We start from the raw sequence: 26,792 nt of genomic DNA on the forward strand, positions 1-26,792 counted from the left end.
CGTGAATGCGCTAAGTAAAGCAATGATTGCGGAAACCTTGTGTAACGAGCTAAATCTTACCAAACCTGATGCAAAGGAAATGGTAGAACAATTTTATGAGTCTTTAAGATACGCTTTGGAGAGTGGCGAACACATAAAATTGTCGGGATTTGGTAATTTTACTCTGCGTGATAAAGCGCAACGACCAGGAAGAAATCCTAAAACAGGAGAAGAAATTCCTGTAGTGGCAAGGCGAGTGGTAACGTTTAAGCCTGGCCTTAAATTAAAGACTAAAATCGAAGAACGGGATAAATAAGCTGTTGACCCATTATACTAAGCATGTTTTTTTATGTACAAACCAGAAAATAGCTGGAAAAAAATGCTGTGCTAGTTCTGGTGGTGAGCCTTTTTTTAATCATATGAAAGCTAAATTGTCAGAGCTCGAATTGCATGGGCCTGGCAAAATTAGAGTCTCTAAATCTGCTTGTCTTGGCCGCTGTAGCGAAGGCCCCTGCATCGTGATTTATCCTGAGGGCGTATGGTATACTTACGCCACTGAGGCTGATATTGATGAAATAATAGACAGCCATCTTATAGCTGGTGAGACTGTAGAACGGTTGCTGATCCCCAATTAGTAGATAATTGCAAGAATTTATAACATTTTTACTTGTAGGTTATCCCAGTTTTAGTTAAAATCGCCCGTCTGATTGAAAGATTACCAATAAAGGCGGTACGGAGTTAATTTAATGAAAACATTTAGCGCCAAGACACATGAAGTCAAACGTGACTGGTATGTGATCGATGCTAGCGACAAAGTTTTAGGTCGTCTTGCTACTGAGATTGCCCGACGTTTACGCGGCAAACATAAGGCTGAGTATACCCCTCACGTGGATACAGGTGATTACATCATTGTAACCAACGCGGAAAAGGTGACTGTTACAGGCCGGAAATTTAAAGAGAAGATGTACCATCATCACACTGGGTTCCCTGGTGGGATTAAATCGGTTTCTTTCGATAAGTTACAGGCAAAAAATCCTGTGCGTATTATCGAGTTGGCAGTAAAAGGAATGCTTCCCAAAAATCCATTGGGCAGAGAAATGTACCGCAAGTTAAAAGTTTATGCTGGTAATGAGCATCCACATACTGCACAACAACCAAAGCAACTTGAGATTGAGGAATAAGTATTATGGCTGAGAAACAGCAATACTATGGCACCGGTCGTAGAAAAAGTTCAACGGCAAGAGTGTTTTTACGTCCTGGTAAGGGCGAAATTAAGGTTAATAACCGTGCTTTAGAAGATTATTTTGGTCGTGAAACTTCTTGCATGATCGTGCGTCAACCTTTAGAAACTGTTGATGTAATCGGAAAGTTTGATGTTTACGCTACTGTAGTTGGCGGCGGAATTTCTGGGCAAGCTGGTGCAGTACGCTTAGGTATCGCTCGTGCTCTTGTTTCTTATGACGAGCATGACTTGGCAGAAGATGCTGAACCAAATCCAGAATCTTATCGTAGAAAATTACGTGCTCGCGGCTTGTTGACTCGCGATTCACGACGCGTAGAAAGGAAAAAAGTTGGTTTGCACAAAGCACGTCGTGCAACCCAGTACTCCAAGCGTTAATTTATTCAACCCCACTCCAGTGGGGTTTTTTTATGCGTTTTCGAGTTGACATAGAAGTTCAGATGATTTGCGTAGTCTTGATGAAAGAGAAACTATTGTGAAGGTTTATCTTTTCTCTAAAGAAACTAAAAGCTAAATCGGATGAACCTACAAACTCTTCCATAAATCTCCTATAAAATAAGCGATTACCTTCTTTGTTAGTTAGGTATTATAGGTATTGTTTACTAAATTCAATAATTTTTGATCAAACTCTAGTGCTACTTTAGTCAGTTGCTCATTCTTAAATTGCCCAAAAAGAGTGGAAGGTAAATCATATTCAACAGTTACATTATTAGGCTTATCAACATAGATAATAAGTCTATAAGTCTTAATGGTGCATAAAGAGCAGCTTTAATCTCATGTTGAGTCATTCTAGATGCATAAAGCGGGTTCCTAACATGTAAGTGTAGCCTTGATGGGGGGGCAGCGTAATCAGAGTTTCTCATTCATAAGGGAGAATTTGATTTAAAATTGTTTCTTTGGCTAAAAATAGGTATAATTGACCGAGTAATTTACAATTATGCTTTGTGTAGGATATGTATAGCAAAACAATTGAAGATATTCACAATGAATTAGAAGAAATGTTTGATATCAAAAATCGAAATCAAACGGATAGCAAACAGAGAGTATTAGTAGAAAATATACTAATTGGCTTAAGAAGATTTCAAAATGCAAAAACGTTCACTAATTTAGTCCTAATTGTTGACGAATGTGAGGCTTTTTTTTTAAATATCTCAATTGAGCAGCGCAAAGATTGGAATGCATTATTAGACTTAGCTGGCCTTCCATCACCGCTTGTTAACTCTAGTATTTATCCTGCTCAACTTAATCAAGCTTTATTAGTCCTTGCTATACAAAAAAATGCAGCGTCTCTTTTAAATTTACAAAATAATCTTGATTCTGAGTTGCAATCCCTAGAATTAACTCCAGATAATTTGGCATTAATCAGATGGGCTCGTATAAAGAACCTGCTAGTACAAGATGGTTATTCAGGACTTCGTAATCTTCGTCCAGAATACTGGGATGAATTTTGGACTCATGGATTTTTATCGCTAAAAAGCTGGGTATTGGAAGAGGGGGCATTTGCCAAAACAATTGTAACTTTTCAAGAGCTAAGAACAAACAAGGCAGTTCTTGGAAAATGGAATGATTTAAATAAGGTTTATTTCACAAATCCTAATAATTATGAAGTTTTTGTCAAAGAAGGATTACTATTTTGTCTTGATGGTAATGAAAAATTATGCAGTATGAATACTTATTATAGTGAAGCTCATATTGCTGATAAGGAATTATTATTAGCAATAAGTGCAGATGGTAGAATATTTGTAAGCAATTGCCTTGAAAATGTGGGAAATGGTTATAATCACTCAACTTTTTTCAGTGGAAAACCTGGCTTATTTTTCGGAACGATTCGTGTCGATCAAGGAAAAATTATTTATCTTTCTAATGAGACTGGTCATTATAAATCTACAGTTCAAGAGTTCTTAAATGTATTAAGGTTATTAAAACAAGCTGACGTAGACCTAAGAAAATTTCATGTAAAATTGAGCGGAGTGAGTGGCAATAGGAATGCTGAACATTTTCTAGCGATGAGTGGGTTTGTTCTAAAAGACGAGCTAAGGCTTTTTGTCTCACCGTATGGTTCTACTCTTCAAAAAGCAATAAAAAACAGTAACACCGAAACCGTGACTGAGTATTTCACAAGTCCTGTATTAAGGAAATATTTGATTATGGAGGATAAGGACGGAAAAAATATTTTACAGCAAGCGATTGATGCCTATAATCCCCTAATACCTGATTCAGAGATAGTATTTCGCCTTATTGTTGATAATTTAGATAAGCTACCACGTTTTTTTTACAGACATATGGATAATAGTCTTTGCGATTCTATTTATTATTTAGGCAATGCTGATAAATCTGAATTAAAAAATATTTTTGAGAACAAATTCCCTGGAATGAAGATAAATTATTAAATGAGGGATGCTGTCCTAATTCGTCGGGCACCCATCAACCCTTTAAATCAAGCTATAATCAAGGCCTCGTAAAGAATCAAACGTTTGCAAAAGACTAATTCTTTGCTATAACAGAGCCTATTTTTCCCTGGACTCGCTAGTTCCATGAGTAAGATTTTGCAATGACCCAAATTGATAAGAAACATTCTAGCCAAGAGGATAATCCTGATACTGAAACAGTTGATGAACAAAGACGGCGATTTTTGTTAGTCACAACGGGTGTTTTAGGTGGGATTGGTGCAGCTTGTGCTTTAACTCCTTTCATTTCATCTTGGTTACCCAGTGCTAAAGCTCAAGCAGAAGGCGCTCCTGTACAAGTGGACCTTAGCCGCTTAGAACCGGGTCAGCAAGTCACTGTGGAATGGCAAGGAAAACCTGTTTGGATAATACGGCGAACAAAGAAAATGCTAGCGCAACTCGTAGGTCATGACGCGCAATTGCGCGATCCTCAGTCGCTCGTTGAACAACAACCGGCTTACGCAAAAAATCAATACCGTTCAATCAATCCTGAATATTTAGTTTTAATTGGCATTTGTACACATTTAGGTTGTGCTCCCAAATATAGACCGGCCGCAAATGAATTTGGCCCACATTGGCCTGGTGGATTTTATTGTCCTTGTCACGGCTCAACTTTTGATCTTGCTGGGCGTGTATTTAAAGGAGTGCCGGCACCGATTAATTTGGAAGTTCCCCCTTATCGATTTATTAATAGCAGTACAATTGTCATTGGTGAAGAGGAAGAAGAGTTTTCATCATGAAAAAATTAATCCATTGGATCGATGAGCGCTTTCCTCTGTTAAGTACCTGGAAAGAACATTTTAGTGACTATTATGTTCCTAAAAATCTTAATTTTTTTTATTTTTTTGGCTCCTTGGCCTTGGTTGTCCTAGCTATTCAATTAATCACTGGATTATGGCTAACCATGTTTTATGTACCAACAGCAGAGCAAGCGTTTAACTCAATTGAATATATCATGCGTGATGTAAATTATGGTTGGCTGCTGCGCTATATGCATTCTACCGGCGCCTCTGCTTTTTTCATTGTGGTTTATTTACATCTGTTTAAAGCATTATTGTACGGTTCCTACCAAAAACCGAGAGAACTGATTTGGCTTTTAGGGGTGGTACTCTTCATTTTGTTAATAGCAGAAGCGTTTTTTGGCTACCTTCTCCCTTGGGGACAAATGTCCTATTGGGGGGCGCAGGTGATTACCTCTCTCCTGTCTGCAATACCTTATGTCGGTGATAATTTAGTCACTTGGCTACGAGGAGATTACAATGTTGCAAATGCGACTTTGCAACGATTTTTTGCCCTCCACGTGATTGCTATTCCACTTTTATTGCTATTTTTTGTTTTTTTACATCTTATTGCCTTACATAAAGTAGGTTCGAACAATCCTGAGGGCATTGAAATTAAAAAACAGCTCAACCAACGGGGTAAACCGCTTGATGGCCTACCTTTGCATCCTTATTTTACCGTTAAAGATTTTGTGGCCGTGCTCGTTTTTTTAATTGCGTTTTTTGCAGTCGTATTTTTTTTTCCAGAAATGGGAGGCTATTTTTTAGAACATGAGAATTTCGCTCCGGCAAATCCTTTAATCACTCCTGAGCATATTGCCCCTGTTTGGTATATGACTCCCTTTTATGCCATTTTACGTGCAATTCCTGATAAATTGCTGGGCGTTATTGCTATGGGGCTATCGATTCTAATTTTATTTTTATTGCCTTGGTTGGATAGAAGCCCGGTGCGCTCAATGCGTTATAAAGGATATTATTCACGCTACGCGTTGGGCTTATTTGTGCTTTGTTTCTTTATTTTAGGCTACCTAGGTACCGTTAATGTGACACAGGTAAAACAGTATTTAGCCCGCGCTTGTGCATTCATCTATTTTGCTTATTTTCTATGTATGCCGATTTATAGTCATTGGGAAAGCTATCGAGAACCGCCCGAGAGGATAAAAGGGTGAATAAACAGCTCATTAAATTTCTGATTGGTTTGTTGGCAATATTTCTGCTAAAAATTGCCCAGAGTACTCCAATGAGTTTATTGCCAGTCAAAGTTGAAGTTCAAGACAAAGCAAGGCTTCAACGAGGGGCAAAAATTTTTATGAATTATTGCTCGGGCTGCCATTCTTTGCGCTATTTACGCTATAACCGAATGGGTAAAGACTTAGGCTTGCTAAGCTTTGATGGGCAATTAGATAAGAATTTATTGATCAACAATCTCATTTTTACTACGGCAACAATTCAAGATCCTATTCAAATTAGTATGCCAGCTACGGATGCTCGACAATGGTTTGGACTGGTACCACCGGATTTATCGTTAGTTGCACGTGAACGAGGTGCAGCCTGGCTATATACCTATTTAAAAAGTTTTTACGCAGACAGCTCTCGTCCCTTTGGTACTAATAATTTATTAGTGCCTGAGGCAGCAATGCCTAACGTGCTAGCGCCTCTTGAAGGGGAGGTGGTTCTAGTAAGAGAGAATGGCGAGCAAAAGCCTCATCTGTTGCTTAAGGGTAGAGGTGAAATGAGTCAACAGCAGTTTGATAACCTACTCGAAGATTTAGTTGGTTTTTTAGTGTATGTGAGTGAACCGGCACAATTAATCCGCTATCGTATCGGTATTGGAGTGCTTGCCTTTTTAGGTGTTTTTTTATTGGTTACTTATAGTCTTAAAAAACTTTATTGGAAAAAATGAAATTTTACATGGCTGAGCCAAGACCAAATGGCGCTGCCTTAAGCGTTTTTTTGACTACTTTTAACCCACCCCTACCTCCCGTGACTTGTTCACGGGATCCAGAGATCTCAGTATGAAAGAAGATCGCCTGGATCCCGCGACAAGCCGCGGTAGGTAGGAACGAGAGTAGAGTTTGCAACAACGCCGGACAAGCCGCGGGAGGTGGACAGAAGGGATTTTATCTTTAAGGAAGCGCCGTTAGGCCAAAACTCTACCCACAAGGTTGAATAGAAAAAATTCTAAGAGAGACAACCAGACCTCTAAAGTTGTGATAGAATGGTGCCTTTTGGCATACTGTAAAGTATGAGTTAATCGATTTTCAGAGGAGTTACGATGGCCATTGTAGCAAAACGTACGATCATGTCTTTATATTCTGACAATGATGATGTTTATAGTCATCAAGTGCGAATAGTTTTAGCGGAAAAAGGAGTTAATGTTGAAATCCTTCACGCTAAGCAAGGGGAGGCTACGGACGATTTGTATGCAATTAATCCTTATGGGTCTGTTCCAACCCTTCTCGATCGCGAATTAGTATTGTATGAAGCGCGCATTATTATGGAGTATTTAGACGAACGTTTTCCTCATCCCCCATTGCTTCCTGTTTATCCAGTTGCTCGTGCTGAAGCACGTAAAATGATGTATCGTGTAGAGCAAGATTGGTATCAATTATTACAGCGTATAAAAGCTGGTATTGAAGTTGAGGAAGCGCGTCAGCATTTGGCCGACAGTTTGATAAGCCTTGAGCCTGTTTTTGCTGACAAACCTTATTTTCTAAGTGATGAATTCTCATTACTGGATTGTGCGCTTGCTCCTTTATTATGGCGATTGCCGCAATTAGGAATCGACATTCCAACGAAATTAAAAGGTTTAAATGCTTACATGCAGCGTTTATTTAAACGAGATTCATTCCAAGCGAGCTTAACGGACGTTGAGAGACAATTGAGAGCGGCCTAAGATGACTACCATGACTTCCAACAAGCCTTATCTGATTCGTGCAATCTATGATTGGATAGTGGATAACGATTTAACGCCTTATATTTTGGTTAATACAGACTATCCCGATGTTCAAGTGCCGCAGGAACATGTTAATGGTGGTCGAATAGTGTTGAATATTTCACCTAAAGCTTGTCGAGGCTTGCATCTAGAGAATGATAGAATTGTTTTTACTGCGCGATTCTCTGGACAAAGTGTGCAAATTTTTGTTGTCCCTGCAGCAGTACTTGCGATCTACGCTAAAGAAAATGGTCGTGGGATGGAGTTTGGTGAAGAATATGGAGATGAACCTCCCCCACCAAAAACCTCCTTTAGCAAAGGGCGAAACAAACCGGCATTAACCCTGGTGAAAAAAGAGAATAAAGATTAAATGCTTTGATCAATGGGATAGATGTTGAAAGACGAGCTAAGTTATAGTTGCTAATTAACCGTTCGGACTGGTCAGACTTAGAAGGCATTCATGCCCGTATCGACGTTTTCAGGAACTAATAGGTTTCGAGACGGCGTGAATACCTCCTCAGCCCAAACGGAGCTAAAGATGAAAAAATCCTATCTTGGCTTGATGGCAAGTACTCAGGCAAACCTGATGATGAACTCAGATTAGTCCGTCTGCGAAAATCAAAACTCAAAGTTACCTAACCCATTGATTTTTGCCTCTGAACTTTTCACTATTAAAGCTTCACTTATCTAAGGGAGCACTAAAGCGATGACATCAGCAAAAATTGCCCTATATCAGACTCCACAAATTCGTTCATGTGAAAAAATGGCCATTGATGATTTGGGTCTGCCTGAAGATGAATTGATGAAGCGTGCGGGTTCTAGCGCTTTTTCTACTCTGACAATGTTGCATCCTGATGTCAGAACCATTGCCGTTTTTTGTGGTAGTGGCAATAATGCTGGTGATGGTTATGTATTAGCAAGACTTGCCCAGGAAAAAGGCTATTCTGTTGTTATTAATCAATATAAAAGCGTTGAAAATTTACCCCCTGCCGCTCGACATGCTGCTTCGCAAGCGGTGGCTGCAGGCGTGCTTTGCCAATGTTTAGATGATCCTATCGATAGTGATGCCGAGCTAATTGTGGATGCCTTGCTGGGTATTGGTTTAAAAGGCGAGGTCCATGGACCCATAGCGACTGCTATTAATCAAATGAATGATTCCAAGCTGCCAATCTTAGCGATTGATACGCCTTCTGGCTTGGATGCAGACACAGGACAGGTAATGGGTGTCTGTGTACGAGCTACTGCGACAGTGACTTTTATTGGTTATAAATTGGGCTTAATGACTTTGGATGGGCCGGATCATTGCGGACAAATTATTTGTCATAATCTTCAGCTTGATAAATGCTTAGCTGCCGTGCAACCAGTCGCCTTTCTTTTAGATGGTCAACTAAGACAGCAACTCCTGCCGCCTCGTTTAAAAAATTCTCATAAAGGAAAATTTGGTCATGTTTTGGTAATCGGTGGAAATTATGGTATGCCAGGAGCGGTTTACATGGCTACAAACGCTGCTTTGCGAGTCGGAGCAGGTTTAGTCACAGTTGCCACACGGCCGGAACATGCAAGGCAGGTTTTACCCCTGCTGCCAGAAGCCATGCTGCATGGAGTTGATGAGATTGCTGATTTGCTTCCATTAATCGCCAAGGCAACAGTCTGTATTCTTGGGCCGGGCTTAGGCGAAGACGAATGGGCAAAAGCCTTATTTACCGCTGCCCTTGCTTCACAGTTGCCAATGATCATCGATGCTTCAGCGCTTAGGCTTCTGGCCCAAAACCCTCAACATGATGATAATTGGATACTCACACCTCACCCCGGCGAGGCCGCGAATTTATTAGATGATACGACTGCTGAAATCCAGAAAGATCGCTATCAAGCAGTGATTCGCTTACAAGATCAATATGGGGGTAATGTTGTACTTAAAGGTGCTGGCTCGCTGGTAGCAACCGATGAATCGGAAGTTTACCTCTGCAATGCGGGAAATCCAGGAATGGCTAGTGCTGGGATGGGTGATGCCTTGAGTGGCATCATTGCAGGTTTAGCCGCACAAGGATTACTGCTTTCTGAGGCTGCTAAATTAGGTGTTTGGTTGCATGCGACGGCCGGCGATGCCGCCGCTGCAAAGAAAGGGGAGAGAGGTTTACTTGCTAGTGATCTCATGCCTCAGCTTCACCGCTTAGTAAACTGGGTAAACGAATGACAGCTCTGAGTTCCATCGATTTACCGAATGAACGCAGTTCAGAGCAGCTTGCAACTCAGTTAGCAGCTTGTTTAACCACGCCTTTAGTGCTTACTTTCAGCGGTGAAATAGGTGCAGGAAAAACAACATTTATTCGCGCTATGCTGCGCGCCTTAGGCGTGAAATCAGCGATTAAAAGTCCAACTTTTTCATTGATTGAGAGTTATCAATGTGGGGGCTTGCAAATACATCATTTTGATCTGTATCGTATTCATGATGAGACGGAGCTGGAGTATATTGGTTTTAGAGATTATTTTTCGTCGAATTCGGTCTGCTGTATTGAATGGCCGGAGCGTGCGAATCATAGTCTAGAACAGGTTGATATTAATTTTGCATTTGCTATCAGTGGGGGCGGACGCTTACTAACTGTACATGCATTAAGCGCCGCTGGTCTAACAATTTTGTCTTGCCTTGAAGGTAAACAATGAGTATACGAACGTTTTGTTTTGGTTTGTTGATGGCCTGTTGCTCTACTGTTATGGCGGCAAAACTGCTATCGATAGATATTAAGCAGGAATCAGGTCACCCCTCCGTGCTTTTTAAATTGGATAGCGCAGTAGCTCATAGGGTATTCACGCTCACTAATCCGAATCGAGTGGTCATTGATTTTGATGATACGAATTTAGCGGTCGATCTGAATCATGTTAATTTGGGTAGTCAGTTGATTAAATATATTCGAAGCGGTCATCCTAATCCAAAAACCTTACGTTTGGTTTTTGAAGTGAGCCAAGTAGTCCAGACAACAACAAATCCACTAAAGTCTGCTGCGGCCAAACATGGATTTACGCTTGATTTATCAGCTCACGGTGGGCCGCCAGTTAAACCCAGCAGGCCAGTTAAGCTAGCATCGATCGCGAAATCAGCAGAACCCACTAAGCCTGTCTCATCGCTGCCGGTTTCGGTTCGCCATGCTCCAGGTCGAAATTTACGTGATGTCGTTGTGGTCTTAGATGCTGGTCATGGAGGAAAAGATCCAGGGGCTAGTGGGCCAAGAAATGCCATTGAAAAAGATGTGACCTTAGCGATTGCTTTAAAGTTAAAGCAAATTATTGATAAGCAACCTGGTATGCGCGCAGTTTTAACGCGTAAGGGTGATTATTATATTGGTTTACGTGAGCGCTTAACTATCGCAAGAAAATATAATGCTGATGTTTTTGTTTCAATTCATGCGGATGCGTTTATTAATCAACAATCCAACGGCGCTTCAGTTTTTGCTTTATCTCAGTCTGGGGCAACCAGTGAAGCGGCGCGTTGGTTAGCTGAGAAGGAAAACTATTCAGAATTAGGTGGTGTTAATTTAGCCGATTTGGATGACCAGAGTGGGTTAGTACGCACAGTTTTAATTGATTTGTCCCAAACGGCTACTATCGGCTCGAGTCTGCATATGGGGGATAGGGTTTTACACCATTTAGATGCAATTACTACCTTGCATAATAACAAAGTCGAGCAGGCTCGATTTATGGTGCTTAAATCACCAGATATCCCCTCCATTTTGATTGAAACTGGATTCATTTCTAATCCTCGTGAAGAAAAAAATCTGACTTCCGCGGCTTATCAAACTAAGCTCACACAAGCTATTTTTCAAGGGCTTAAACGTTATTTCTGGGATTATCCTCCTCATGGTACACGTGTTGAAATGCTAGCAGGCGGTGGCAATAATATGATACAAACGCAAAAAGCGAATACCCATCTCGTGCAAAGAGGAGAATCGTTGCCCAAGATTGCTAAGCAATATCATGTCACTGTTGCGGCTTTGCAAGCGGCAAATCATTTGTCGGGCTCTCTAGTGCGAGCCGGGCAAAAATTGATCATTCCGTCTTCGGTGACTTGAGGAAAAGATGAATGGTATCCATTGGTTGTAGAATGGCATGAGAATTCACCAACTGCCCATCGCCGTAGCAAATCAAATTGCTGCCGGTGAAGTGATTGAACGACCTGCTTCGGTGGTCAAAGAGATATTGGAAAATGCCTTTGATGCACGAGCTAGTTTAATTAATATTGAGATTGGTTATGGCGGCTTAAATCAAATTAAAATAAGTGACAATGGTATTGGTATTGTGGCCGATGACTTACCTCTCGCAATCGCTGCACACGCCACTAGTAAAATTACTCAGCTTCAGGATTTATATTCTATTGCCAGTATGGGATTTCGTGGCGAAGCTTTGGCAAGTATTGCTTCAATATCGCGTTTATCCATTAGCTCTAAATCAGCCAATCAACAACATGCAATGTCGCTCTCCACTGCAGGAGGGGAGGTTATTCATCTAGCGCCTTGTGCGCGCAATCAAGGCACAACCATTGATGTGCGCGATATTTTTTTTAATGCGCCAGTGAGGAAAAAATTTTTAAAATCCGAGCGTATGGAATTCCAAGCCATTGAAACGGTTGTTAGACGTTTTGCCTTGAGTGCTCCCGAAATAGCGATTTCTCTAAGCCATAATGGTAAGCAACAATTCAATTTACCGGCTGCTCATTGTGATAAAACGCAATTGGCGCGTATTCGCAAATTATTGGGAAAAACTTTTATTGATCAGGCACGCTATTTCGATATCGAGCATGCCGGCCTGCGGTTATATGGATGGATTAGTACGGTTGATTATCAGCGTTCTCAAAATGATAAACAATGGATTTACGTCAATAAACGCATGGTGAAAGATAAATTATTAAATCATGCAATCAAACAAGCCTATGACGATTTATTGCATCCAGGGCGTTATCCTGCCTGTTTATTATATTTAACGATTAACCCTGCGGAAGTGGACGTCAATGTGCATCCTACAAAGCATGAGGTACGATTTCAGCAGCCGCGATTAGTTCATGATTTTATCAGTTCTCAGATTCATCAAGTCTTGCATAAACCGAGTTTGCAAGCAGGGAATTATTCCCAAGAAACTCTTCCCGACCTGCCCCAATTACAGGTTTGTGAACCCTATTCTCCGCCCCTTTTCATGAAAAAAAAGGTTGATTCGCCAGAGAAAAAAAGTTGGATAGCTTTAAATACCTCCTATGTTTTAATTTTTTTGCAGGAGCAACCTTATTTAATCGATATCGTTGCTTTACAGCGCCATTGGCTTTTGTCAATTCTCGCAGGGGAAGCCCTACCTTTAGCCAGTCGTCCTTTACTCGTTCCAGTCAGTTATGCCGTAAAGCAGTCTAATCTTGAACAGATTGATGAATATCGACAAAGTTTAAGCCAAATTGGTATAGGTTTCGATTTGGCAACGGAGCAGACAGTGTTAATTCGTAGTTTACCCCTTGTGATTCCAAACTTGGATCTAAAACAATTTCTAACTATGGTCTTTGAGTCTCCGCCATTATCTGTAAGCAAGCTGTTTGAATTGTTGACTTTCTGCCAATCTTTTGATGCTCAATCTGCAAGGGAAGAGGAAATTGGCATACTAAGTGACTATTTACGGACCTTAGGTAGTGATAAACTAAACATCTGGTGCAAGCATTTATCCAAAGAAACCTGCCGAGGTTTGCTAAATGCCTAAAACTATTTTTTGCTTAATGGGGCCAACTGCCTCAGGTAAAACTGCTTTAGCCTCTGAGCTTATCAAATCATTTCCATTTGAAATCATTAGCGTTGATTCGGCAATGATTTATCGAGAAATGAATATCGGGACAGCAAAACCTAGGCCCGAAGAACTTTTAACTACCCCGCATCATTTGATCGATATAATCGACCCTCCAGAAAGCTATTCAGCTGCGCAATTTTGTGAGGATGCAGTGAAGCTTGTTGAAGCAATTTATCGTCGTCATAAATTCCCTTTATTAGTGGGCGGGACGATGATGTATTTCCATGCTTTGCAACAGGGGTTGTCTCCTTTACCCCAGGCGGATGACACCTTACGTGCTGTGCTTACTCAACAAGCAGAATTGTTGGGTTGGGCTTATATGCATGAACAATTAGCACAAGTTGATCCACAGTCTGCTTTAAGAATTCATCCCAATGATACTCAGCGTATCCAACGTGCTTTAGAGGTCTATCATTTAACAGGTAAACCACTTTCTTCATTTTGGTCTGAACAGAAAGAAAATCAGAACTATCATTTTGTTAATATTGCTCTATTTCCAGAGGATCGCAATTGGTTACATGCCCGTATTGAAGCCCGGTTTGAACAAATGTTGGAACAGGGGTTTGTTTACGAGGTAGCTCAATTACTGCAAAAATGGCATCTGCCCTTAACTTGTCCTGCTATGCGTTGTGTAGGTTATCGTCAGGTCATTGACTACTTAGCAGGGGATTATGATTACGAAATGTTGCGCCATAAAGGGGTTGTCGCGACGCGCCAGCTCGCTAAGAGACAATTAACTTGGCTTCGTTCTTGGCCAAAGGCATCGGTTTTTCCTTGCGAAAAATCTGCTGTTCTTGGGGAAATCATAGCACTCATCAGGGAAATATTAGATAATAGGCCTGCTTCTGATAAAGCGCGCGAGAAAACGCATAAAAAATAGAAATTCGTAGGGGAAACAAACAGATGGAAAATAGAGTTGAAGAACCAGCATGTACTAAAAAAAAATATATCGTGCATCATAAAGATTTACCTTTAAGTTGTCCAACTGATGAGATGATTTTGTGGAATGCTCATCCAAAGGTATACTTACCTATCGAAAAAACCGGTACAGAAGTTTGCCCTTATTGTGGGTCTGAGTTTGTTTTAGAATGATCAAATCAATTTGCGTAGTTCGCTTATCTGCTTTAGGCGATGTGCTAATGTTTGTTCCCTTGGTGCGCACTCTGCAAGCTAATTTACCTGAGGCAGCGATTACTTGGGTTATTTCTCGCCCGGCTTATGATCTTGTTGAGGGAATGGACGGTGTTGAGTTTATTGTCATCAACAAACCGAACAGCATAATGGATTATTGGCGTTTTAAAAGACGACTAAAAGGCCGAAAGTTTGATGTATTATTGGCGTCGCAGGCGAGTTTTCGCGCAAATTTACTCTATCCTTTAATTCCTGCCCCGCGAAAGATTGGCTATGATAAGATTCGTGCCAAAGATGGCCATAATTGGTTGGTGAACGAAACCATCCAGCCTGGACAGGATCACACCTTGGATGGATTTTTAAAATTCGCTACGGCTTTAGGGCTGCCAAAAAAAGATCTGCGCTGGGATTTGCCCATTAGCCAAGCTGATCATGAATGGGCAAAGACTCATTTACCAACATCAAAACCTATCTTAGTGGTTAATCCAGCTGCTAGTAAACCTGAGCGAAGCTGGCCCAGCGAGCGTTATATTGCAGTGATAAAAGAAGCGCAAAAACGCTGGCAGGTACAAGTGGTTTTAACAGGTGGACCAGGTGCTTATGACAGAACTTTAGCTGATGAAATATTAGAGCAGGTAGAATGCACTGATTTAGTAGGAAAAACCAAGCCAAAGCAACTCCTTGCCGTTATTGATCATGCGCAAGCGGTATTATGTCCTGATACGGGCCCTTCGCATATGGGAACTGCAGTAGGTACACCAGTTGTGGCTTTACATGCCGTAACCAGTGCAAATGTCTCCGGACCTTATACATTTAGACATTTGGCGGTAGATTGCTATCCTGAAGCGGTAACCACCATTCTCAATAAGACTGCTGAAACCAATATCTGGGGTACTCATGCTCATGGTGAAGAAACGATGAAGTTAGTTCAGGTGGAAGCTGTTCTTGAGAAGTTGGAATCTTTATTTGCTTCGAGCTAATCAATTTTCATCCGGCAGTTCCTCAGGAAGGCCAAATTAATGACCAAATGAACAGAACTTTAAGGGTGTTGTTAGAGCGTCGTTTCAGGTCGATGATTTTTGTCAGACTCAAAGTAAGGCCGAATATTTGTTTCGTAAAAACTAGTAAAAAATGAAAAGAACCTGTTCTCACTCGCAGCGTTATTTTCTGCTGATTTTTGTGCGAAACTATAATTTTTTCTAAAATCTGAGATACTGTTCAGAAGATTTCTATAGACGAATGCCGCTTCGGTTGATCGAAACATAGGAGTTCGTTTTAAACTATCCTCCAAAATTCTTTCAGCTCCATCCATCAGTTCATTTTCGGATTTCTCTACCTCGCTAAATAAAGCTCTTAGTTGGGCTATTGTAGTTGGTGTTTTACAACCAAAAAAACCAACCCCCATTGTATCCCACCTTGGATTATCTATCGCTTTTTTAATTTTTACATTAAGTTGTGCAATTAAAAGCTGATGTGTTGCGTACCTGTCTTTATAAGGAAGAGCAAAATCTTGTATGCGGTGATGTGCTCTTTTTTTTGTACGTTCATCACTTGAAGCATCGATAATAGAGCTAAGATCTTCTATTATTTGGGGTGCCTTATCTGCTTCCACTAAACTAGGGATAGAGCTTAGAAATTTGTTTATTAGATCAGAGAGTTCAGTTTCACTTATCTCATCATCAATTACAGGTAACTCAAATTTCTCACCGGAGATTGGACGTATATAAATTAATTTTTTAATAGAAAAAGGATTATCTTGATATTCATAACCTAATAAATGAGCATATAACACATTGTAATAATTAGCTTTTCTATGACTTTCTACCCAACTATCGAAATATTCTAACTCTCGAAATCTCACCGCATGAGAATATCGATCAATAAGTTCCTTAACTGAATCTTGAATCTTTTCGTACGAGTCATCTTTTATATCATTAAACGCACTAAATATATCAATAATTTTATACATCATGCTACTTTTTTGACTAATATGTGAAAATTATTATACATTAATTACATTTTTCACTCAACAGGTTTAAAAATAGTTACGGTAAATCCATTAACAATTCTGCGTCACTGTATAATCCGCACAGTTATTGCCAAAAAGGGCTGTCAGAGAGAGAGCTGCTACTTTAACTTATTGAAAAAATACAAATAACCAATAAAAATTTGCCTAAACTCTTCTTGGCGAAGTATAATAATTATCCAATTTTCAATTAAAAAAATAAGTTATGAGATATTTTTTATATTTATTTTTAATCCTAATCAGCTTAATTTCTAGCTTTGTTCATGCCCAAACTTATGTCGTTAAATTGGGAGATACCCCAGTAAAAATATTAAAAGAAAGAGGGCGAGGGAAAACCTTTGTTCACTTGCATGAAAGTGAATTTACTGCGTTCGCTGCGGCTAAATGTTTTATCAAAAGAGAAGGGGGTACCCTAATTGCTCTCAAACACTCTGGTCAACGTAATGTCCGATTTTACTTAAAAGGGGTTCGTTATGAGTTTGATCCTAATCGGATTTTTACAGATAAGGGAATAAAACGGACCTTGAAAAAATTCGGGCCCTACTCTCGTGCAGCCCACCGAGAGGTTAAAAAACTGGCCCAAAAAATTATATTTCTATTACCCAAAGGAAAAGTAATCGCGGTGCATAATAATCGGGATTATTCTATCAAAGAATATTTTCCTAAGCATTCCTTAGCGGGTGATGCGAAAGAAATTCATTATCGACCTAGGACAAGTTATAGAAACTTCTATTTTGTCACTAAAAGAGAGGATTATGAGCGTTTGAAAAGACTCAATTTCAATGTTGCACTACAAGCAACTAAAGCACAGGACGATGGGTCGCTATCTTATTATCTGGCGAGGAAAAACTATATCAATATTGAATCTGGTTATGGTGAAATGGTGGCTCAGTTGAAAATGTTGCATCATGCTTAAACCCCTAATCACCTGAATTAGCTTATTTGTATTCTTTAAGCTATGATGATTTGAATAGAAAGGAGATTCTTAAGATAGACCATTATCCAACGGAGGGATTTAGTTATGCATTTTAATCGATTAAAAATGGTGCTAGCTGCGGTAGTTTTTAGCGCCTTTTCATTCATGGCTTCTGCCGCTGCTACGGATTCTAATAAACAAGTACCTCCCCCTCCTGCTGCAACGATGGATGATACGACACAACAAACTACCCCTCCTGGAACTTCGAATAATACGACCAACCAAAATTCTGCTCCTGGGACTACAAATAATACGACTAATCAAAATTCTGCTCCCGGGACTACAAATAATACGACTAATCAAAACTCTGCCCCTGCGACTACAAATGATACCACCAATCAGAATCCTGCTCCTGCAGCTACGGATAATACTACGACTAAACAACCCGCTACTCCTACTACAGATGATACTAATAAATCCAATTCTGCTCCTGGAAATATGATGGATAGTAATCAGGCGGAGTCGTTTCAAGCCATCTGCCTTTCGTCATGGATGAAAAGAGAAACTAATATAGCCAATATGACCGCTTATAAACATTTTGGTGAAAAATATTGTGCTTGCGCCCTCACTCAACCACTCGACACTGATGCCGCTGTGGATAAAGCAATTCAGGTCTGTATGTCTCGTACTTTATTGCGTACTACCATGGATTCTTTAGAAGAGGAAATCGGTTTAGAAAAAGCGAGCGATAAGGATGTAAGCCAATTCTGTCAGGATACGTGGAATCTCATTTATCCTAAAATGAACGATCAAGCGAGGCAAATAGCAACCAGTTTTTGCGATTGTTCACAACCTAAATTAGTATCGCTTCTTAAAAGTTCTAATAACATGGCCGATAAAGAGTATTATGATCAAATCGATTCGATTGCTGCTGCCTGCTCTGGTCCAATCCAATCTAGCCAAGAGCCTGCAAAATCAGCCAATTAAGCGTTTAAAATCTTGATCTTGTAAATGCGAGATCAAGATTTTTTTTATGCGATTGAAATATGCTAGGATTATCTTGAGTGTATTAAATTCTCAAGAGGATGTAACCATAGACAAGAATGCGGAGCTTTACTACAAAAGCTCATTGGATTTATTCCTCCCTGCCGAGCAAATCGATGATATTGATGGATTTGCTCTAAAACTAGGAAAAAAAACTTATTATTTTCGCGGGGGTGAAACACCTTTTAATGATAGCTGTAGCGCTAATATTGCCCTCAATAAATATTGCATGAATAAAATTTTAGAATCACAAGGCCTCCCTGTACCTAAAGCAATTGCTATACATTGCAGTGAGTTTGAAGAGGGGGGGGTTGAAGAAAAAATAGCGGAGCTAAAATTTCCCTTGGTGGCAAAACCAACCAGAAATGGTTCTCGTGGCCGTGATGTGTTGTGTAATATACAAACAATTGAGCAATTAAAGAACTATCTAAGCCATGCATTTACCCTTTATGAATTCATCACCATTGAAGAGTTCCATGCAAATTTGAACTCTTATCGAGTCCTAGTATTTAAACGCCAAGTAATAGGTGTTATTCAAAGATATCCTGCACAGGTGGTAGGCGATGGCAAACAGACTCTGGCGCAATTGGTGCAGTCGACTAATTTGCAACGAGCAAAACTGAATGATGCACTAGGTAATATAGTTATTGATGAAGAATGTCATATTAAATTGAAAGAATTAAAACTCGACATCGATTATATTCCCCAGCAAGATGAGCAAGTTTTCTTAGCCTACACCTCCAATGCAACTAGGGGAGGGACTTTTAAATCACTCGGGAAGAAAATTTGTAAACAGAATAGCTGTTTAATGATTCGTGCTGCGCAGGCATTGAATTTAAATATTGTCGGAATTGATGTTGAATGTGAGGATATTAGTATACCTATTGAAGCCTCGAGGGGAGTCATCATTGAAATGAATAATTGCCCCAGTATCAAGATTCATGAAATACCGATGAGTGGGCCTCCTAACCGAGTTAGCAAAAAGATAATGCGCAGTTTTATCTACCGCCATCCTCTTTCTTATCTAGCTATGCTATATACTAATAAAAGGGCTAATTTTTATATAAGGGGTTTTGTTTTAGCAATCTTTTTAGGCTTTATATTAAGTTATTTATATAATCTAACTTAATTAGATCTAGAAAGTGCACTGGTGGTAGGTAATGGACATAATTAAAGTTCTCGACGTTTCCTTAAGAGATGGTGGTCATCGAACAAATTTTCACTTTAAAAATAAAGATCTAAAGGAAATTTTACAATTATTAGATCATTCAGGTCTTGAATACATTGAAATTGGTTATCGTAATGGTTCTATCCGCCCAATTGAAAATTTAGGTAGAGCTGGGCTTTGCGAAAAAGACTATCTTCTTCTTTGTCAGTCACTGATAAATAAAGCAAAAATTGCGGTAATGGCTCATCCTAAGAATGTTAACAAAGCTGATCTCGAAGAATTAAAAGAGTGCGGAGTGGATCTTTTAAGAATTTGCATTGCCAAAGGCGAGGTGGAGTCTGCTTATCCCACTCTTGCTTTGGCCAAGGAGTTAGATTTAGGCACCTCCGTGAATTTTATTCACATGTCTTATTACAAAGAAAAAGAACTTGATGAGGCAATCGAAGCAATTTCTAAGCATCAGCCTGGCATGATTTATTTTGCAGATTCAAACGGCAGTATGTTGCCCTCTAGGATTCAAGCGATTTATAAAAAATACACACAGCAATACTCGATTCCTTTTGGATTTCATGCCCACGATAATTTAGGTTTAGCGCAAGCGAATGCTCTTGCTGCCTTAAGTAATGGCGCGCAATATATCGACGTGTCTTTAGCCGGTATGGGTAAGGGCATAGGCAATCTAAAAACTGAATTTTTTACGGCTTATTTGCATGCGATAGATATTAAGAAATACAAACTTCCTGAAATTTTAGCAGCAGCCAATTATGTGCGAAATACTTTAGGAATTGGCTATGAAGACATTGAAATGGATGAATTTATCAGAGGTATCTCCGATTTTTCAACAGCCGATCTTAAAGCTCATAAAGCAAGTACGATCTAGTGTACCATTATACAAAGAGACATTAATTTGAGAGTGTAATGAAAAAAAGAATACTAGCTCTTGGCCCTGTAATGCCACATGAATTTGATATTGAAGGAATAGCGAAAGACTTATCTTTCCTCAATGAAAATTTTCAACTCGATTTTATTGATCCTTTGATGAACATGGATGCTTTACCTACGGGTCTTTATTATTTGTCTTGGCAAAGAGAGCTAGCAGACCAACTTAGCAACTATGATGCTTTTTTAGGTTTTTCTTTTGGCGGGGTTATTCTGCAGCAATGTTTTAGCGTATTTGAGGGAACGAATAAACCAATCCTATTATTTTCGACCCCGACTTTTGCTAATGAACCCTTGCGGGAAAAATTAGGTCGAGTCATTGCTCTATGTAAAAAAAATTGGGTAATGGAAGCGCTTAAGACGCTCTATAAGGAGGTGTTTTACCCGAATAAACCTCCACAAATTAATTATAATAGGTATGATCAAGAGCTTGCGGCTCGACGATTGATTTTTGGTTTGCAGCGAGTCTTAGATACGGACTCCACTCAAATTGTTAGCCATTCTGCGGTGGAACATTTGCATTTGATTGGTGAATTTTCAAACTTGGTTAATGTGGATAATGTGATTACACCCAAGGTTGGGCAGTTAATCATTGTACCTCAAGCAGGCATGCGCGTGTTACATGATAACCATGCTTTTTGTCAGAAACTCATCGTCGAGTACTTGAAGGATGGAGCCTAGCCCTTGATAAAGATAACTGTTTTACCAGGTGATGGTATTGGGGTTGATGTGACCATGGCTGCAATCCCTGTTTTAAAAGCACTTGAGATCCCGGTGGTTTTAAATTTTGGTGATATGGGTTGGTCCTATTGGCAAAAAGAAGGTAATCCTATCCCTGAGCGCACTTGGCAGCTTATTAAGCAAGCGGATGCAACCTTAGTTGGCGCATCGACAAGCAAGCCAAACCGCGAAGCAAGAGTTGAGTTAGCTAGTGAATTAAGAGCTCAAAATCCATCTTATGTCTCACCAATCATCCAATTACGACAAAATTTAGATTTATTTGCGAATGTTAGGCCCTGTTTTAATATCAAAGCAGAAGGCCCTGATTTTAATTTTTGCGTGATTAGGGAAAATACGGAAGGCTTGTATTCTGGATTTGATTATCATCCTATCCCTACCGCAGTGCGAAGCTTATTAGCTCAGTCGCCAACTTGGCAAACGCTGGCAAGCGATGAAGTCAGCTGTAGCCTACGTTTGCAATCTAAGCGAGGATTGATGCGTCTTTATGAATTCGCATTCCAATATGCTCAACGACAGAATATGAAGCGAGTGACTTTGGCAGACAAGCCTAATGTATTACGGCAAAGTGGTGCTTTCGCACGCGAACTCTTTGAATCAGTCGCGGACGAGTATCCGCAGATTAAAGCAGATATCCTCAATGTGGATGCAGTGGCTTTATGGTTGGTGAGACGTCCTGAGGAATTTGGTGTTATTGTTGCTGAAAATATGTTTGGCGATATTTTATCGGATGTAGGGGCCGGCGTAATGGGTGGACTTGGTTTTGCTCCAAGTGAAAATATCGGCGAACAAGATTGCTACTTCGAACCTGTGCATGGTAGCGCACCAAGAATGAAAGCCCATCAAGCCAATCCCAGCGCGATGTTTTTAACCATAGGCTTATTACTGCAACATTTTGGTTACAAAGAGCAAGCTGAAAAAATACGCCGATCGGTAAGGGCTGTAGTAAAAGAGCAGCGCTTCGTGAGCTATGATTTAGGTGGGAACTCTAGCACTGAGGAAATGGCGGAAGCGATTATCAATTATTGTATTAATGGTAACTAAAATGAATCACTACCAGCGGTTAGAGGCGTTAAGCACAACAGAGGTTTCCGATGCCCTGGATGCCTATGGCATAGAGGCTGCGTTATTCAATATCAAAGCGCTTATTCCTGGGACAAAACTTATAGGTCCTGCCTATACGATTCAATATTCTTCTTATGATAAAAAACCTGAGACATTTAAAGGGGCAGCTAATTACATTGATGCTGTTCCAGCATATTCGGTTATTGTGATTGATAATAATGGACGAAGTGACTGCACTACATGGGGGGATATTTTAACCCAAGTTGCAAGACATAAAAAAATAGCGGGTACCATCGTCAATGGCGCCATAAGAGATGTTGCCTGCATTCGCGCTGCTAATTATCCCTTATACTGCACGGCAGTTTACATGCGCTCAGGAAAAAATCGTGTTTATAAATCAGGGGAGCAATGCCCTTTAGATATTAAGGGAGTGAGAGTTAACCCAGGCGATATTATCTTTGCCGATGATGACGGTGTTTTAGTGATCCCACAGCATTTAGTGGATGAGGTAATTGAAAAAGCAGAAAACATAAAGGCTACAGAAAGAAAAATTGTCGCCGCAGTCAAGTCAGGCTTAAGTTTGGCGCAGGCCCGTAAGGATTATCGCTATGACCAACCCTGGCTCAATGATAAGAAATAACTTGAACGCTCTGCAAGATTTTAAATTTTTTGATATTCATTACCATGCTTCTCCCGATCTCTATCTTCGTCGCTTTGATGCCTTAGAGGCGGGGAGGCAGTATCAGTCCTTAGGGGGGGCTGTTGTTTTAAAAAGTCATTTAGGTGCAACCTCTGTGCAGGCTACGCTAGCTCAAGCTCAAGGTTTGCCTGTTTTCCCTTCGGTTGTTTTAAATCAGCTTGCCGGCGGTATTAATTATCGCGTCATTATGCGGGCACTTGCTGAATATCAGCCACAAATTCCAACGAAACTCGTTGTCGATTTTCCGACTCTTACTGGCCGTAAGTATCAATCTAAATTAGAACGACAATTAAGCCATGATTATTTATCGGACCATAGTTTTGCAAGTGAAACGCTTTTTGATAGTAATCATCAATTAAAAAAAGAAGTGATCGATATTTTGAAAATGGCTGCTGATTATCCGATTGTTCTTTCAACAGGGCATGCGTCAAAAGAGGAAATCCATTGTTTAGTTGATGCTTGTATACAACACCAGGTAAAGGTTTTATTGCTTAATCAACCGGCTAATCCTTTATCCGGCTTAGAAGCTAAGGATTTAAAGGAGCTAGCAAAGCAGTCGTTTGTTTGGATTGAACAAACAGCATTGACTTATCTACTTGGTCATCAAACCAAAGAGGATTTTGTGGAGGTGCTAAGTCATTTGCCTCGAGTTATTTATAGTTCCGATCTAGGGCAGCCTAATCAAATGGATATTAGGGCATGGTTTGATTATTCATTGGCGTTATTTAATGAGCTCAAGTTACCAATTGCTCGTAAAGAGGAGTTGTGGCGCTCTAATGCTTTGGAGCTTTTAAGTATAGAGTGAAGAAATGTAAATTTAAATTTATTTGTACGGCTATTGGACGTATACATATCATATGTAATATGAATAGATGTTCTGGAGGACGAAGCTTTACGATTTTATAAAAAATTTAATTTTTTCCAGGAATTTCCAGGGGAGCCTATGAAATTCTTTGTTTCTATGCAAGAACTAAAGAAAATTTAAATAATTGCTTTGGAAGAAGAGCTCGAACATCCGAACATTTTAGAACTTTTCTCAACTGGATGATGGTAGACCTCAATCCACATAAGCAAACCGTTGCTCTCTCCTTAGCATATCTTTAATGACCAAGTTCGCTCCGTAATGATTCAAATGATCGCCATTGAAATAATAGGGAAGTTTAGCATCACGGGCGATACATTGATTGTTTTTGCAGAGTAAGGAGCGCGGATCATAAACTTTTACCTGAGGAAATTCAGCTAATAATTCATCGATGACTTTGTCGTAATCAGCGACTCTCGCATTGTAGTTAGCCTTATCTATCCAACATTGTTTTCTAGATTTTTGTGATAATTGAAACGGTCTTATATTAAAACAAGTTTTAATATTAAAATCCAAGTCGGGTATGTCTTTTAAGAAAATAATTTGTTTATTTGCTTTAAGGACAGAGGCAAGGAAATATCTACCGTTTTCCTTAAAGGTTTTCGTACCCTCTGCATTTAGCGCTTTTGCATGACGCCAATGCTCTCCCTGTTGGCCAAAGCCACCGGTCATTAAATAGGCCCAATAACCGGATAAATACACTTTTTTGATCGATGAATTGGATTGTAAAAAAGAAATAATGCCTTGGTATTTTTCTTTGCATTCGCCTTGTAGAAAAGAATTACTAGAAAAAGGCAGGCAGGAAGTTTGAATCACCATTAAAACTGAATCTAGAGGGAATTGCTTCCATACGGCATTATAATAATGAGCGGTATGTGAATCGCCAAGAAACATAACAGTAGGTGGGGATTCTTTCGATAAGCGGCAACCGCCATCAAAGTCATATTTTTTTAACGCGGGTATTGAATTGAAACAAAAAAAATCTCTCCCGCTCGGGTAGGGGTGATCAATTAATGTTATTAATTCATTCAGTTCTTTTAAATTATTAAACCGAAAACTAAAGCCCTGATGCTCATAAACATAAAAACCGGTATAACCGATTAAAGACATTAAGCTAATCAATAAGATCGGTTTCATTTTGTTTATATTTTTGCTGCCAAAACGAATGGGCTTTTCAATCAATTTGTAAGTAAGCCAAGCTAAAACAATTGAAATGACAACGGCTGCGATGCGAATTTTTTTGTTAGGTTTTTCATCTTCGATAATTCTTGCAAAAGCAAGCAAAGGCCAATGCCATAAATACAGCGGAAAGCTGATCAAGCCAAACCAGATGAGGATAGGGTTGGAGAGAATAACACGATTTACCCACGCTTGGGTTCCAGCCAAGATAAGTAATGCTGCACCTAAGGTAGGTATTAATGCCCAAAAGCCAGGAAAATTAGCTTTGCTGAGTTGATAGATGCCAAATTCAATGAGCAAAAAACCTACTAATGAAAGAAGATGGTTAAAATTAAAGCGCTGAGCTTTCGTATTGTTTAAACTATATTTGGCTACCTTATGATCAAATTGCTCACTGATTCTGGTGATGACTTGTTGCTTGTAAAGAAGTGCCCAAGCCAGCAAACTCCCACATAACAATTCCCAAAAGCGGCTTTGTGGAGAATAGAAAACGGCTGTTGCATCGCTGTGCACCTTGTTGACATTGAGAATAAACGAGGCCAAGGCAATACCCAGTATTACCAAAAATAAGTTGATGCGTTTTTTCCAGGCAGTCCAAAGAAGCAAAGGCCAAATGATATAAAATTGCTCTTCTATTCCTAAACTCCATAAATGCAATAAAGGCTTTGTTTCTGCGCTATTGTCAAAATAGCCCGATTCTTGCCAAAGCAAAAAATTGGAGATAAAGCCTGCGCCACCTGCAATATGTTTACCTAATTGCTTATATTCCTCAGGAAATAATACGAACCAGCCCAGGGTGATGCTAAAGGCTAAGACGAGCATTAAAGCAGGAAAGATGCGCTTAATTCGTTTTCCATAAAACTCGATAAAACTGAAGTTTCCGCGTTCTAAACTTTCAAGCAAAATAGTCGAAATAAGAAAACCGGAAATGACAAAAAAGATATCAACACCAATAAACCCACCTTTAAATAGTTTGGGAAAGGCATGAAAACCAACGACGGACAAAACAGCTATCGCACGAAGACCATCGATGTCTGGACGATATTTAGAGGGGGCAAAAGGGATTGAATGCTTTTTCATAAAAAAATTTCTTGTAAAAATAATTCAGTACTTTTCCAGGAGCGATGGTCAGCTTTTTCATTATAATGCAAACCCATTTCATCATCATTAGCCTGCGGATCGGTGAAAGAGTGCTGGGTAAGTCCGTAGATATGAATCTGCCAATCCGCTTTTCTTAGCGTCATTTCGTTAGCAAATTTAGTGATTTCCTCGGGTAAAACAAGTGGATCATCATAGCCATGGAGAATCAAGATTTTTGCAGGAATGGGCGTCAAAATCTCCTGTTCAGGCGCAGACAGTACGCCATGAAAACTGATAATTCCTTTGACATCAATCCCGGTTCTGGCTAAATCTAAAACACATAAGCCGCCAAAGCAATAGCCCATAGCCGCAATTTGTGTTGCATCAACCTGTGGTAGTTGCGCCGCTCGGTCATAGGCAGCAACGATGCGTGCGGTTAAGCGTTTTCTATTTTCTCTTAAAGGGGTCATTAACGCCCTTTTTTCTTTTTTATCTTTTCCAAGTTTCGCTTGTCCATACATATCAATAGCGAAGCCTACGTAGCCCATTGCAGCTAATTGTTCTGCTTTTTGACAAGCTGATTCACCTCGCCCTCCCCAATCGGGGGCAACCAGGACACAGGGTTTAGGCTTAGGATTTGTATCATCATAGGCAAGAAAGCCGCGACAGACAGTTTGCTCATCCCAATAGTCAATTTCTTGAGTCTGTATCATGTCTTATTTACCTGTATTAGAAATTAGATTCCAACTTTAT

General features: G+C 39.9%; 26 protein-coding genes and 1 pseudogene. 24 read left to right on the forward strand and 3 right to left on the reverse strand.

Going from position 1 to position 26,792, the window contains the following annotated elements; all coding sequences use genetic code 11:
• Position 1: 1 nt before the first annotated feature.
• The 17 genes from Lnau_RS15025 (at position 2) to Lnau_RS15105 (ending at position 15,302) form a co-directional block, all read left to right on the forward strand.
• The gene (locus Lnau_RS15025; RefSeq protein ID WP_058495319.1) at positions 2-295 is read left to right on the forward strand and encodes an integration host factor subunit alpha; all 294 of its coding nucleotides are present in this window, start codon (positions 2-4) and stop codon (positions 293-295) included.
• Position 296: 1 nt separating this feature from the next.
• Positions 297-614 carry a (2Fe-2S) ferredoxin domain-containing protein gene (locus Lnau_RS15030; RefSeq protein WP_193786826.1) on the forward strand — a complete coding sequence of 106 codons (318 nt, stop codon included), beginning with the start codon at positions 297-299 and terminating at the stop codon, positions 612-614.
• A gap of 111 nt (positions 615-725) precedes the next feature.
• Positions 726-1,160, forward strand: a complete 435-nt coding sequence (gene rplM, locus Lnau_RS15035; protein WP_058505931.1) for a 50S ribosomal protein L13 — start codon at positions 726-728, stop codon at positions 1,158-1,160.
• A gap of 5 nt (positions 1,161-1,165) precedes the next feature.
• Positions 1,166-1,597, forward strand: coding sequence for a 30S ribosomal protein S9 (gene rpsI, locus Lnau_RS15040; protein WP_058505932.1), 432 nt, complete (start codon positions 1,166-1,168; stop codon positions 1,595-1,597).
• A 575-nt stretch (positions 1,598-2,172) separates the two neighbouring features.
• On the forward strand, positions 2,173-3,609 hold the full coding sequence (locus tag Lnau_RS15045; protein WP_058505933.1) for a hypothetical protein: 1,437 nt from the start codon (positions 2,173-2,175) through the stop codon (positions 3,607-3,609).
• A gap of 161 nt (positions 3,610-3,770) precedes the next feature.
• Entirely contained in the window at positions 3,771-4,406 is a 636-nt protein-coding gene (gene petA, locus Lnau_RS15050) for a ubiquinol-cytochrome c reductase iron-sulfur subunit (RefSeq protein ID WP_058505934.1), read from the forward strand.
• A complete protein-coding gene (locus Lnau_RS15055; protein WP_058505935.1) occupies positions 4,403-5,614 on the forward strand; it encodes a cytochrome b in 1,212 nt (403 codons plus the stop codon). Before petA ends, Lnau_RS15055 begins: the two co-directional genes overlap by 4 nt.
• Before the next feature lie 71 nt (positions 5,615-5,685).
• Entirely contained in the window at positions 5,686-6,348 is a 663-nt protein-coding gene (locus tag Lnau_RS15060) for a cytochrome c1 (protein ID WP_083503864.1), read from the forward strand.
• A gap of 372 nt (positions 6,349-6,720) precedes the next feature.
• Complete coding sequence (sspA, locus tag Lnau_RS15065; RefSeq protein WP_058505937.1) at positions 6,721-7,341, forward strand: stringent starvation protein SspA; 621 nt, start codon at positions 6,721-6,723, stop codon at positions 7,339-7,341.
• Between the two features lie 10 nt (positions 7,342-7,351).
• On the forward strand, positions 7,352-7,750 hold the full coding sequence (locus Lnau_RS15070; protein ID WP_193786827.1) for a ClpXP protease specificity-enhancing factor: 399 nt from the start codon (positions 7,352-7,354) through the stop codon (positions 7,748-7,750).
• A 336-nt stretch (positions 7,751-8,086) separates the two neighbouring features.
• Complete coding sequence (locus Lnau_RS15075) at positions 8,087-9,574, forward strand: NAD(P)H-hydrate dehydratase (protein ID WP_058505939.1); 1,488 nt, start codon at positions 8,087-8,089, stop codon at positions 9,572-9,574.
• Entirely contained in the window at positions 9,571-10,041 is a 471-nt protein-coding gene (gene tsaE, locus Lnau_RS15080; protein ID WP_058505940.1) for a tRNA (adenosine(37)-N6)-threonylcarbamoyltransferase complex ATPase subunit type 1 TsaE, read from the forward strand. Before Lnau_RS15075 ends, tsaE begins: the two co-directional genes overlap by 4 nt.
• Positions 10,038-11,444 carry an N-acetylmuramoyl-L-alanine amidase gene (locus Lnau_RS15085; protein WP_058505941.1) on the forward strand — a complete coding sequence of 469 codons (1,407 nt, stop codon included), beginning with the start codon at positions 10,038-10,040 and terminating at the stop codon, positions 11,442-11,444. The genes tsaE and Lnau_RS15085 overlap by 4 nt, the downstream gene beginning before the upstream one ends.
• 37 nt (positions 11,445-11,481) lie before the next feature.
• Positions 11,482-13,107: a DNA mismatch repair endonuclease MutL gene (gene mutL / locus Lnau_RS15090; protein ID WP_058505942.1), complete on the forward strand. Its 1,626-nt coding sequence runs from the start codon at positions 11,482-11,484 to the stop codon at positions 13,105-13,107.
• Positions 13,100-14,071, forward strand: a complete 972-nt coding sequence (gene miaA / locus Lnau_RS15095) for a tRNA (adenosine(37)-N6)-dimethylallyltransferase MiaA (protein ID WP_058505943.1) — start codon at positions 13,100-13,102, stop codon at positions 14,069-14,071. The genes mutL and miaA overlap by 8 nt, the downstream gene beginning before the upstream one ends.
• 23 nt (positions 14,072-14,094) lie before the next feature.
• On the forward strand, positions 14,095-14,283 hold the full coding sequence (locus Lnau_RS15100; protein ID WP_058505944.1) for a zinc-finger domain-containing protein: 189 nt from the start codon (positions 14,095-14,097) through the stop codon (positions 14,281-14,283).
• The gene (locus Lnau_RS15105; RefSeq protein ID WP_058505945.1) at positions 14,280-15,302 is read left to right on the forward strand and encodes a glycosyltransferase family 9 protein; all 1,023 of its coding nucleotides are present in this window, start codon (positions 14,280-14,282) and stop codon (positions 15,300-15,302) included. Before Lnau_RS15100 ends, Lnau_RS15105 begins: the two co-directional genes overlap by 4 nt.
• A gap of 71 nt (positions 15,303-15,373) precedes the next feature.
• Here Lnau_RS15105 and Lnau_RS15110 read toward each other — a convergent pair whose 3' ends face one another.
• Positions 15,374-16,294 (reverse strand): hypothetical protein, encoded by a 921-nt coding sequence (locus Lnau_RS15110; protein ID WP_133134907.1) that lies wholly within the window; start codon positions 16,292-16,294, stop codon positions 15,374-15,376.
• Between the two features lie 259 nt (positions 16,295-16,553).
• Here Lnau_RS15110 and Lnau_RS15115 point away from each other — a divergent pair, with 259 nt between their 5' ends.
• The 7 genes and pseudogenes from Lnau_RS15115 to Lnau_RS15150 all read left to right on the forward strand — a co-directional run bounded on the left by Lnau_RS15115 (position 16,554) and on the right by Lnau_RS15150 (position 23,723).
• Positions 16,554-17,264: a hypothetical protein gene (locus Lnau_RS15115; protein ID WP_058505947.1), complete on the forward strand. Its 711-nt coding sequence runs from the start codon at positions 16,554-16,556 to the stop codon at positions 17,262-17,264.
• 105 nt (positions 17,265-17,369) lie between these two features.
• Positions 17,370-18,251 (forward strand): hypothetical protein, encoded by an 882-nt coding sequence (locus Lnau_RS15120; protein WP_058505948.1) that lies wholly within the window; start codon positions 17,370-17,372, stop codon positions 18,249-18,251.
• Positions 18,252-18,297: 46 nt separating this feature from the next.
• Positions 18,298-19,437 (forward strand): UDP-N-acetylmuramyl peptide synthase, encoded by a 1,140-nt coding sequence (locus Lnau_RS15125; RefSeq protein ID WP_133134906.1) that lies wholly within the window; start codon positions 18,298-18,300, stop codon positions 19,435-19,437.
• 31 nt (positions 19,438-19,468) lie between these two features.
• Complete coding sequence (locus tag Lnau_RS15130) at positions 19,469-20,356, forward strand: beta/alpha barrel domain-containing protein (protein WP_058505949.1); 888 nt, start codon at positions 19,469-19,471, stop codon at positions 20,354-20,356.
• 38 nt (positions 20,357-20,394) lie between these two features.
• Positions 20,395-21,096 carry a hypothetical protein gene (locus tag Lnau_RS15135; protein ID WP_058505950.1) on the forward strand — a complete coding sequence of 234 codons (702 nt, stop codon included), beginning with the start codon at positions 20,395-20,397 and terminating at the stop codon, positions 21,094-21,096.
• A gap of 3 nt (positions 21,097-21,099) precedes the next feature.
• Positions 21,100-22,858 (forward strand): annotated as a pseudogene (locus tag Lnau_RS17015) (isocitrate/isopropylmalate family dehydrogenase).
• The gene (locus tag Lnau_RS15150) at positions 22,827-23,723 is read left to right on the forward strand and encodes a DUF6282 family protein (protein WP_238585992.1); all 897 of its coding nucleotides are present in this window, start codon (positions 22,827-22,829) and stop codon (positions 23,721-23,723) included. Before Lnau_RS17015 ends, Lnau_RS15150 begins: the two are co-directional and overlap by 32 nt.
• A gap of 252 nt (positions 23,724-23,975) precedes the next feature.
• Here the strand turns inward: Lnau_RS15150 and Lnau_RS15155 are convergent, their stop codons facing one another.
• Both Lnau_RS15155 and Lnau_RS15160 read right to left on the reverse strand, forming a co-directional pair.
• Positions 23,976-26,039 (reverse strand): acyltransferase family protein, encoded by a 2,064-nt coding sequence (locus tag Lnau_RS15155; RefSeq protein WP_058505953.1) that lies wholly within the window; start codon positions 26,037-26,039, stop codon positions 23,976-23,978.
• Entirely contained in the window at positions 26,036-26,752 is a 717-nt protein-coding gene (locus Lnau_RS15160; protein ID WP_058505954.1) for a dienelactone hydrolase family protein, read from the reverse strand. Before Lnau_RS15160 ends, Lnau_RS15155 begins: the two co-directional genes overlap by 4 nt.
• Positions 26,753-26,792 lie beyond the last annotated feature (40 nt).

Origin of the sequence: Legionella nautarum, from assembly GCF_001467895.1 — a bacterium.
GTDB classification, from domain to species: Bacteria; Pseudomonadota; Gammaproteobacteria; order Legionellales; family Legionellaceae; genus Tatlockia; species Tatlockia nautarum.

What these genes read in the sequence shown, in the direction of transcription:
- Lnau_RS15115 (WP_058505947.1), top strand. Translation starts at nt 16,554, where the DNA reads ATGAGATATTTTTTATATTTATTTTTAATCCTAATCAGCTTAATTTCT.
- rpsI (WP_058505932.1), top strand. Translation starts at nt 1,166, where the DNA reads ATGGCTGAGAAACAGCAATACTATGGCACCGGTCGTAGAAAAAGTTCA.
- Lnau_RS15120 (WP_058505948.1), top strand. Translation starts at nt 17,370, where the DNA reads ATGCATTTTAATCGATTAAAAATGGTGCTAGCTGCGGTAGTTTTTAGC.
- Lnau_RS15055 (WP_058505935.1), top strand. Translation starts at nt 4,403, where the DNA reads ATGAAAAAATTAATCCATTGGATCGATGAGCGCTTTCCTCTGTTAAGT.
- Lnau_RS15110 (WP_133134907.1), bottom strand. Translation starts at nt 16,294, where the DNA reads ATGATGTATAAAATTATTGATATATTTAGTGCGTTTAATGATATAAAA.
- Lnau_RS15100 (WP_058505944.1), top strand. Translation starts at nt 14,095, where the DNA reads ATGGAAAATAGAGTTGAAGAACCAGCATGTACTAAAAAAAAATATATC.
- Lnau_RS15135 (WP_058505950.1), top strand. Translation starts at nt 20,395, where the DNA reads ATGAAAAAAAGAATACTAGCTCTTGGCCCTGTAATGCCACATGAATTT.
- mutL (WP_058505942.1), top strand. Translation starts at nt 11,482, where the DNA reads ATGAGAATTCACCAACTGCCCATCGCCGTAGCAAATCAAATTGCTGCC.
- Lnau_RS15105 (WP_058505945.1), top strand. Translation starts at nt 14,280, where the DNA reads ATGATCAAATCAATTTGCGTAGTTCGCTTATCTGCTTTAGGCGATGTG.
- Lnau_RS15085 (WP_058505941.1), top strand. Translation starts at nt 10,038, where the DNA reads ATGAGTATACGAACGTTTTGTTTTGGTTTGTTGATGGCCTGTTGCTCT.
- Lnau_RS15060 (WP_083503864.1), top strand. Translation starts at nt 5,686, where the DNA reads ATGAGTTTATTGCCAGTCAAAGTTGAAGTTCAAGACAAAGCAAGGCTT.
- Lnau_RS15125 (WP_133134906.1), top strand. Translation starts at nt 18,298, where the DNA reads ATGCGATTGAAATATGCTAGGATTATCTTGAGTGTATTAAATTCTCAA.
- miaA (WP_058505943.1), top strand. Translation starts at nt 13,100, where the DNA reads ATGCCTAAAACTATTTTTTGCTTAATGGGGCCAACTGCCTCAGGTAAA.
- Lnau_RS15160 (WP_058505954.1), bottom strand. Translation starts at nt 26,752, where the DNA reads ATGATACAGACTCAAGAAATTGACTATTGGGATGAGCAAACTGTCTGT.
- Lnau_RS15070 (WP_193786827.1), top strand. Translation starts at nt 7,352, where the DNA reads ATGACTTCCAACAAGCCTTATCTGATTCGTGCAATCTATGATTGGATA.
- rplM (WP_058505931.1), top strand. Translation starts at nt 726, where the DNA reads ATGAAAACATTTAGCGCCAAGACACATGAAGTCAAACGTGACTGGTAT.
- sspA (WP_058505937.1), top strand. Translation starts at nt 6,721, where the DNA reads ATGGCCATTGTAGCAAAACGTACGATCATGTCTTTATATTCTGACAAT.
- Lnau_RS15130 (WP_058505949.1), top strand. Translation starts at nt 19,469, where the DNA reads ATGGACATAATTAAAGTTCTCGACGTTTCCTTAAGAGATGGTGGTCAT.
- Lnau_RS15155 (WP_058505953.1), bottom strand. Translation starts at nt 26,039, where the DNA reads ATGAAAAAGCATTCAATCCCTTTTGCCCCCTCTAAATATCGTCCAGAC.
- Lnau_RS15150 (WP_238585992.1), top strand. Translation starts at nt 22,827, where the DNA reads ATGACCAACCCTGGCTCAATGATAAGAAATAACTTGAACGCTCTGCAA.
- Lnau_RS15075 (WP_058505939.1), top strand. Translation starts at nt 8,087, where the DNA reads ATGACATCAGCAAAAATTGCCCTATATCAGACTCCACAAATTCGTTCA.
- petA (WP_058505934.1), top strand. Translation starts at nt 3,771, where the DNA reads ATGACCCAAATTGATAAGAAACATTCTAGCCAAGAGGATAATCCTGAT.
- Lnau_RS15045 (WP_058505933.1), top strand. Translation starts at nt 2,173, where the DNA reads ATGTATAGCAAAACAATTGAAGATATTCACAATGAATTAGAAGAAATG.
- tsaE (WP_058505940.1), top strand. Translation starts at nt 9,571, where the DNA reads ATGACAGCTCTGAGTTCCATCGATTTACCGAATGAACGCAGTTCAGAG.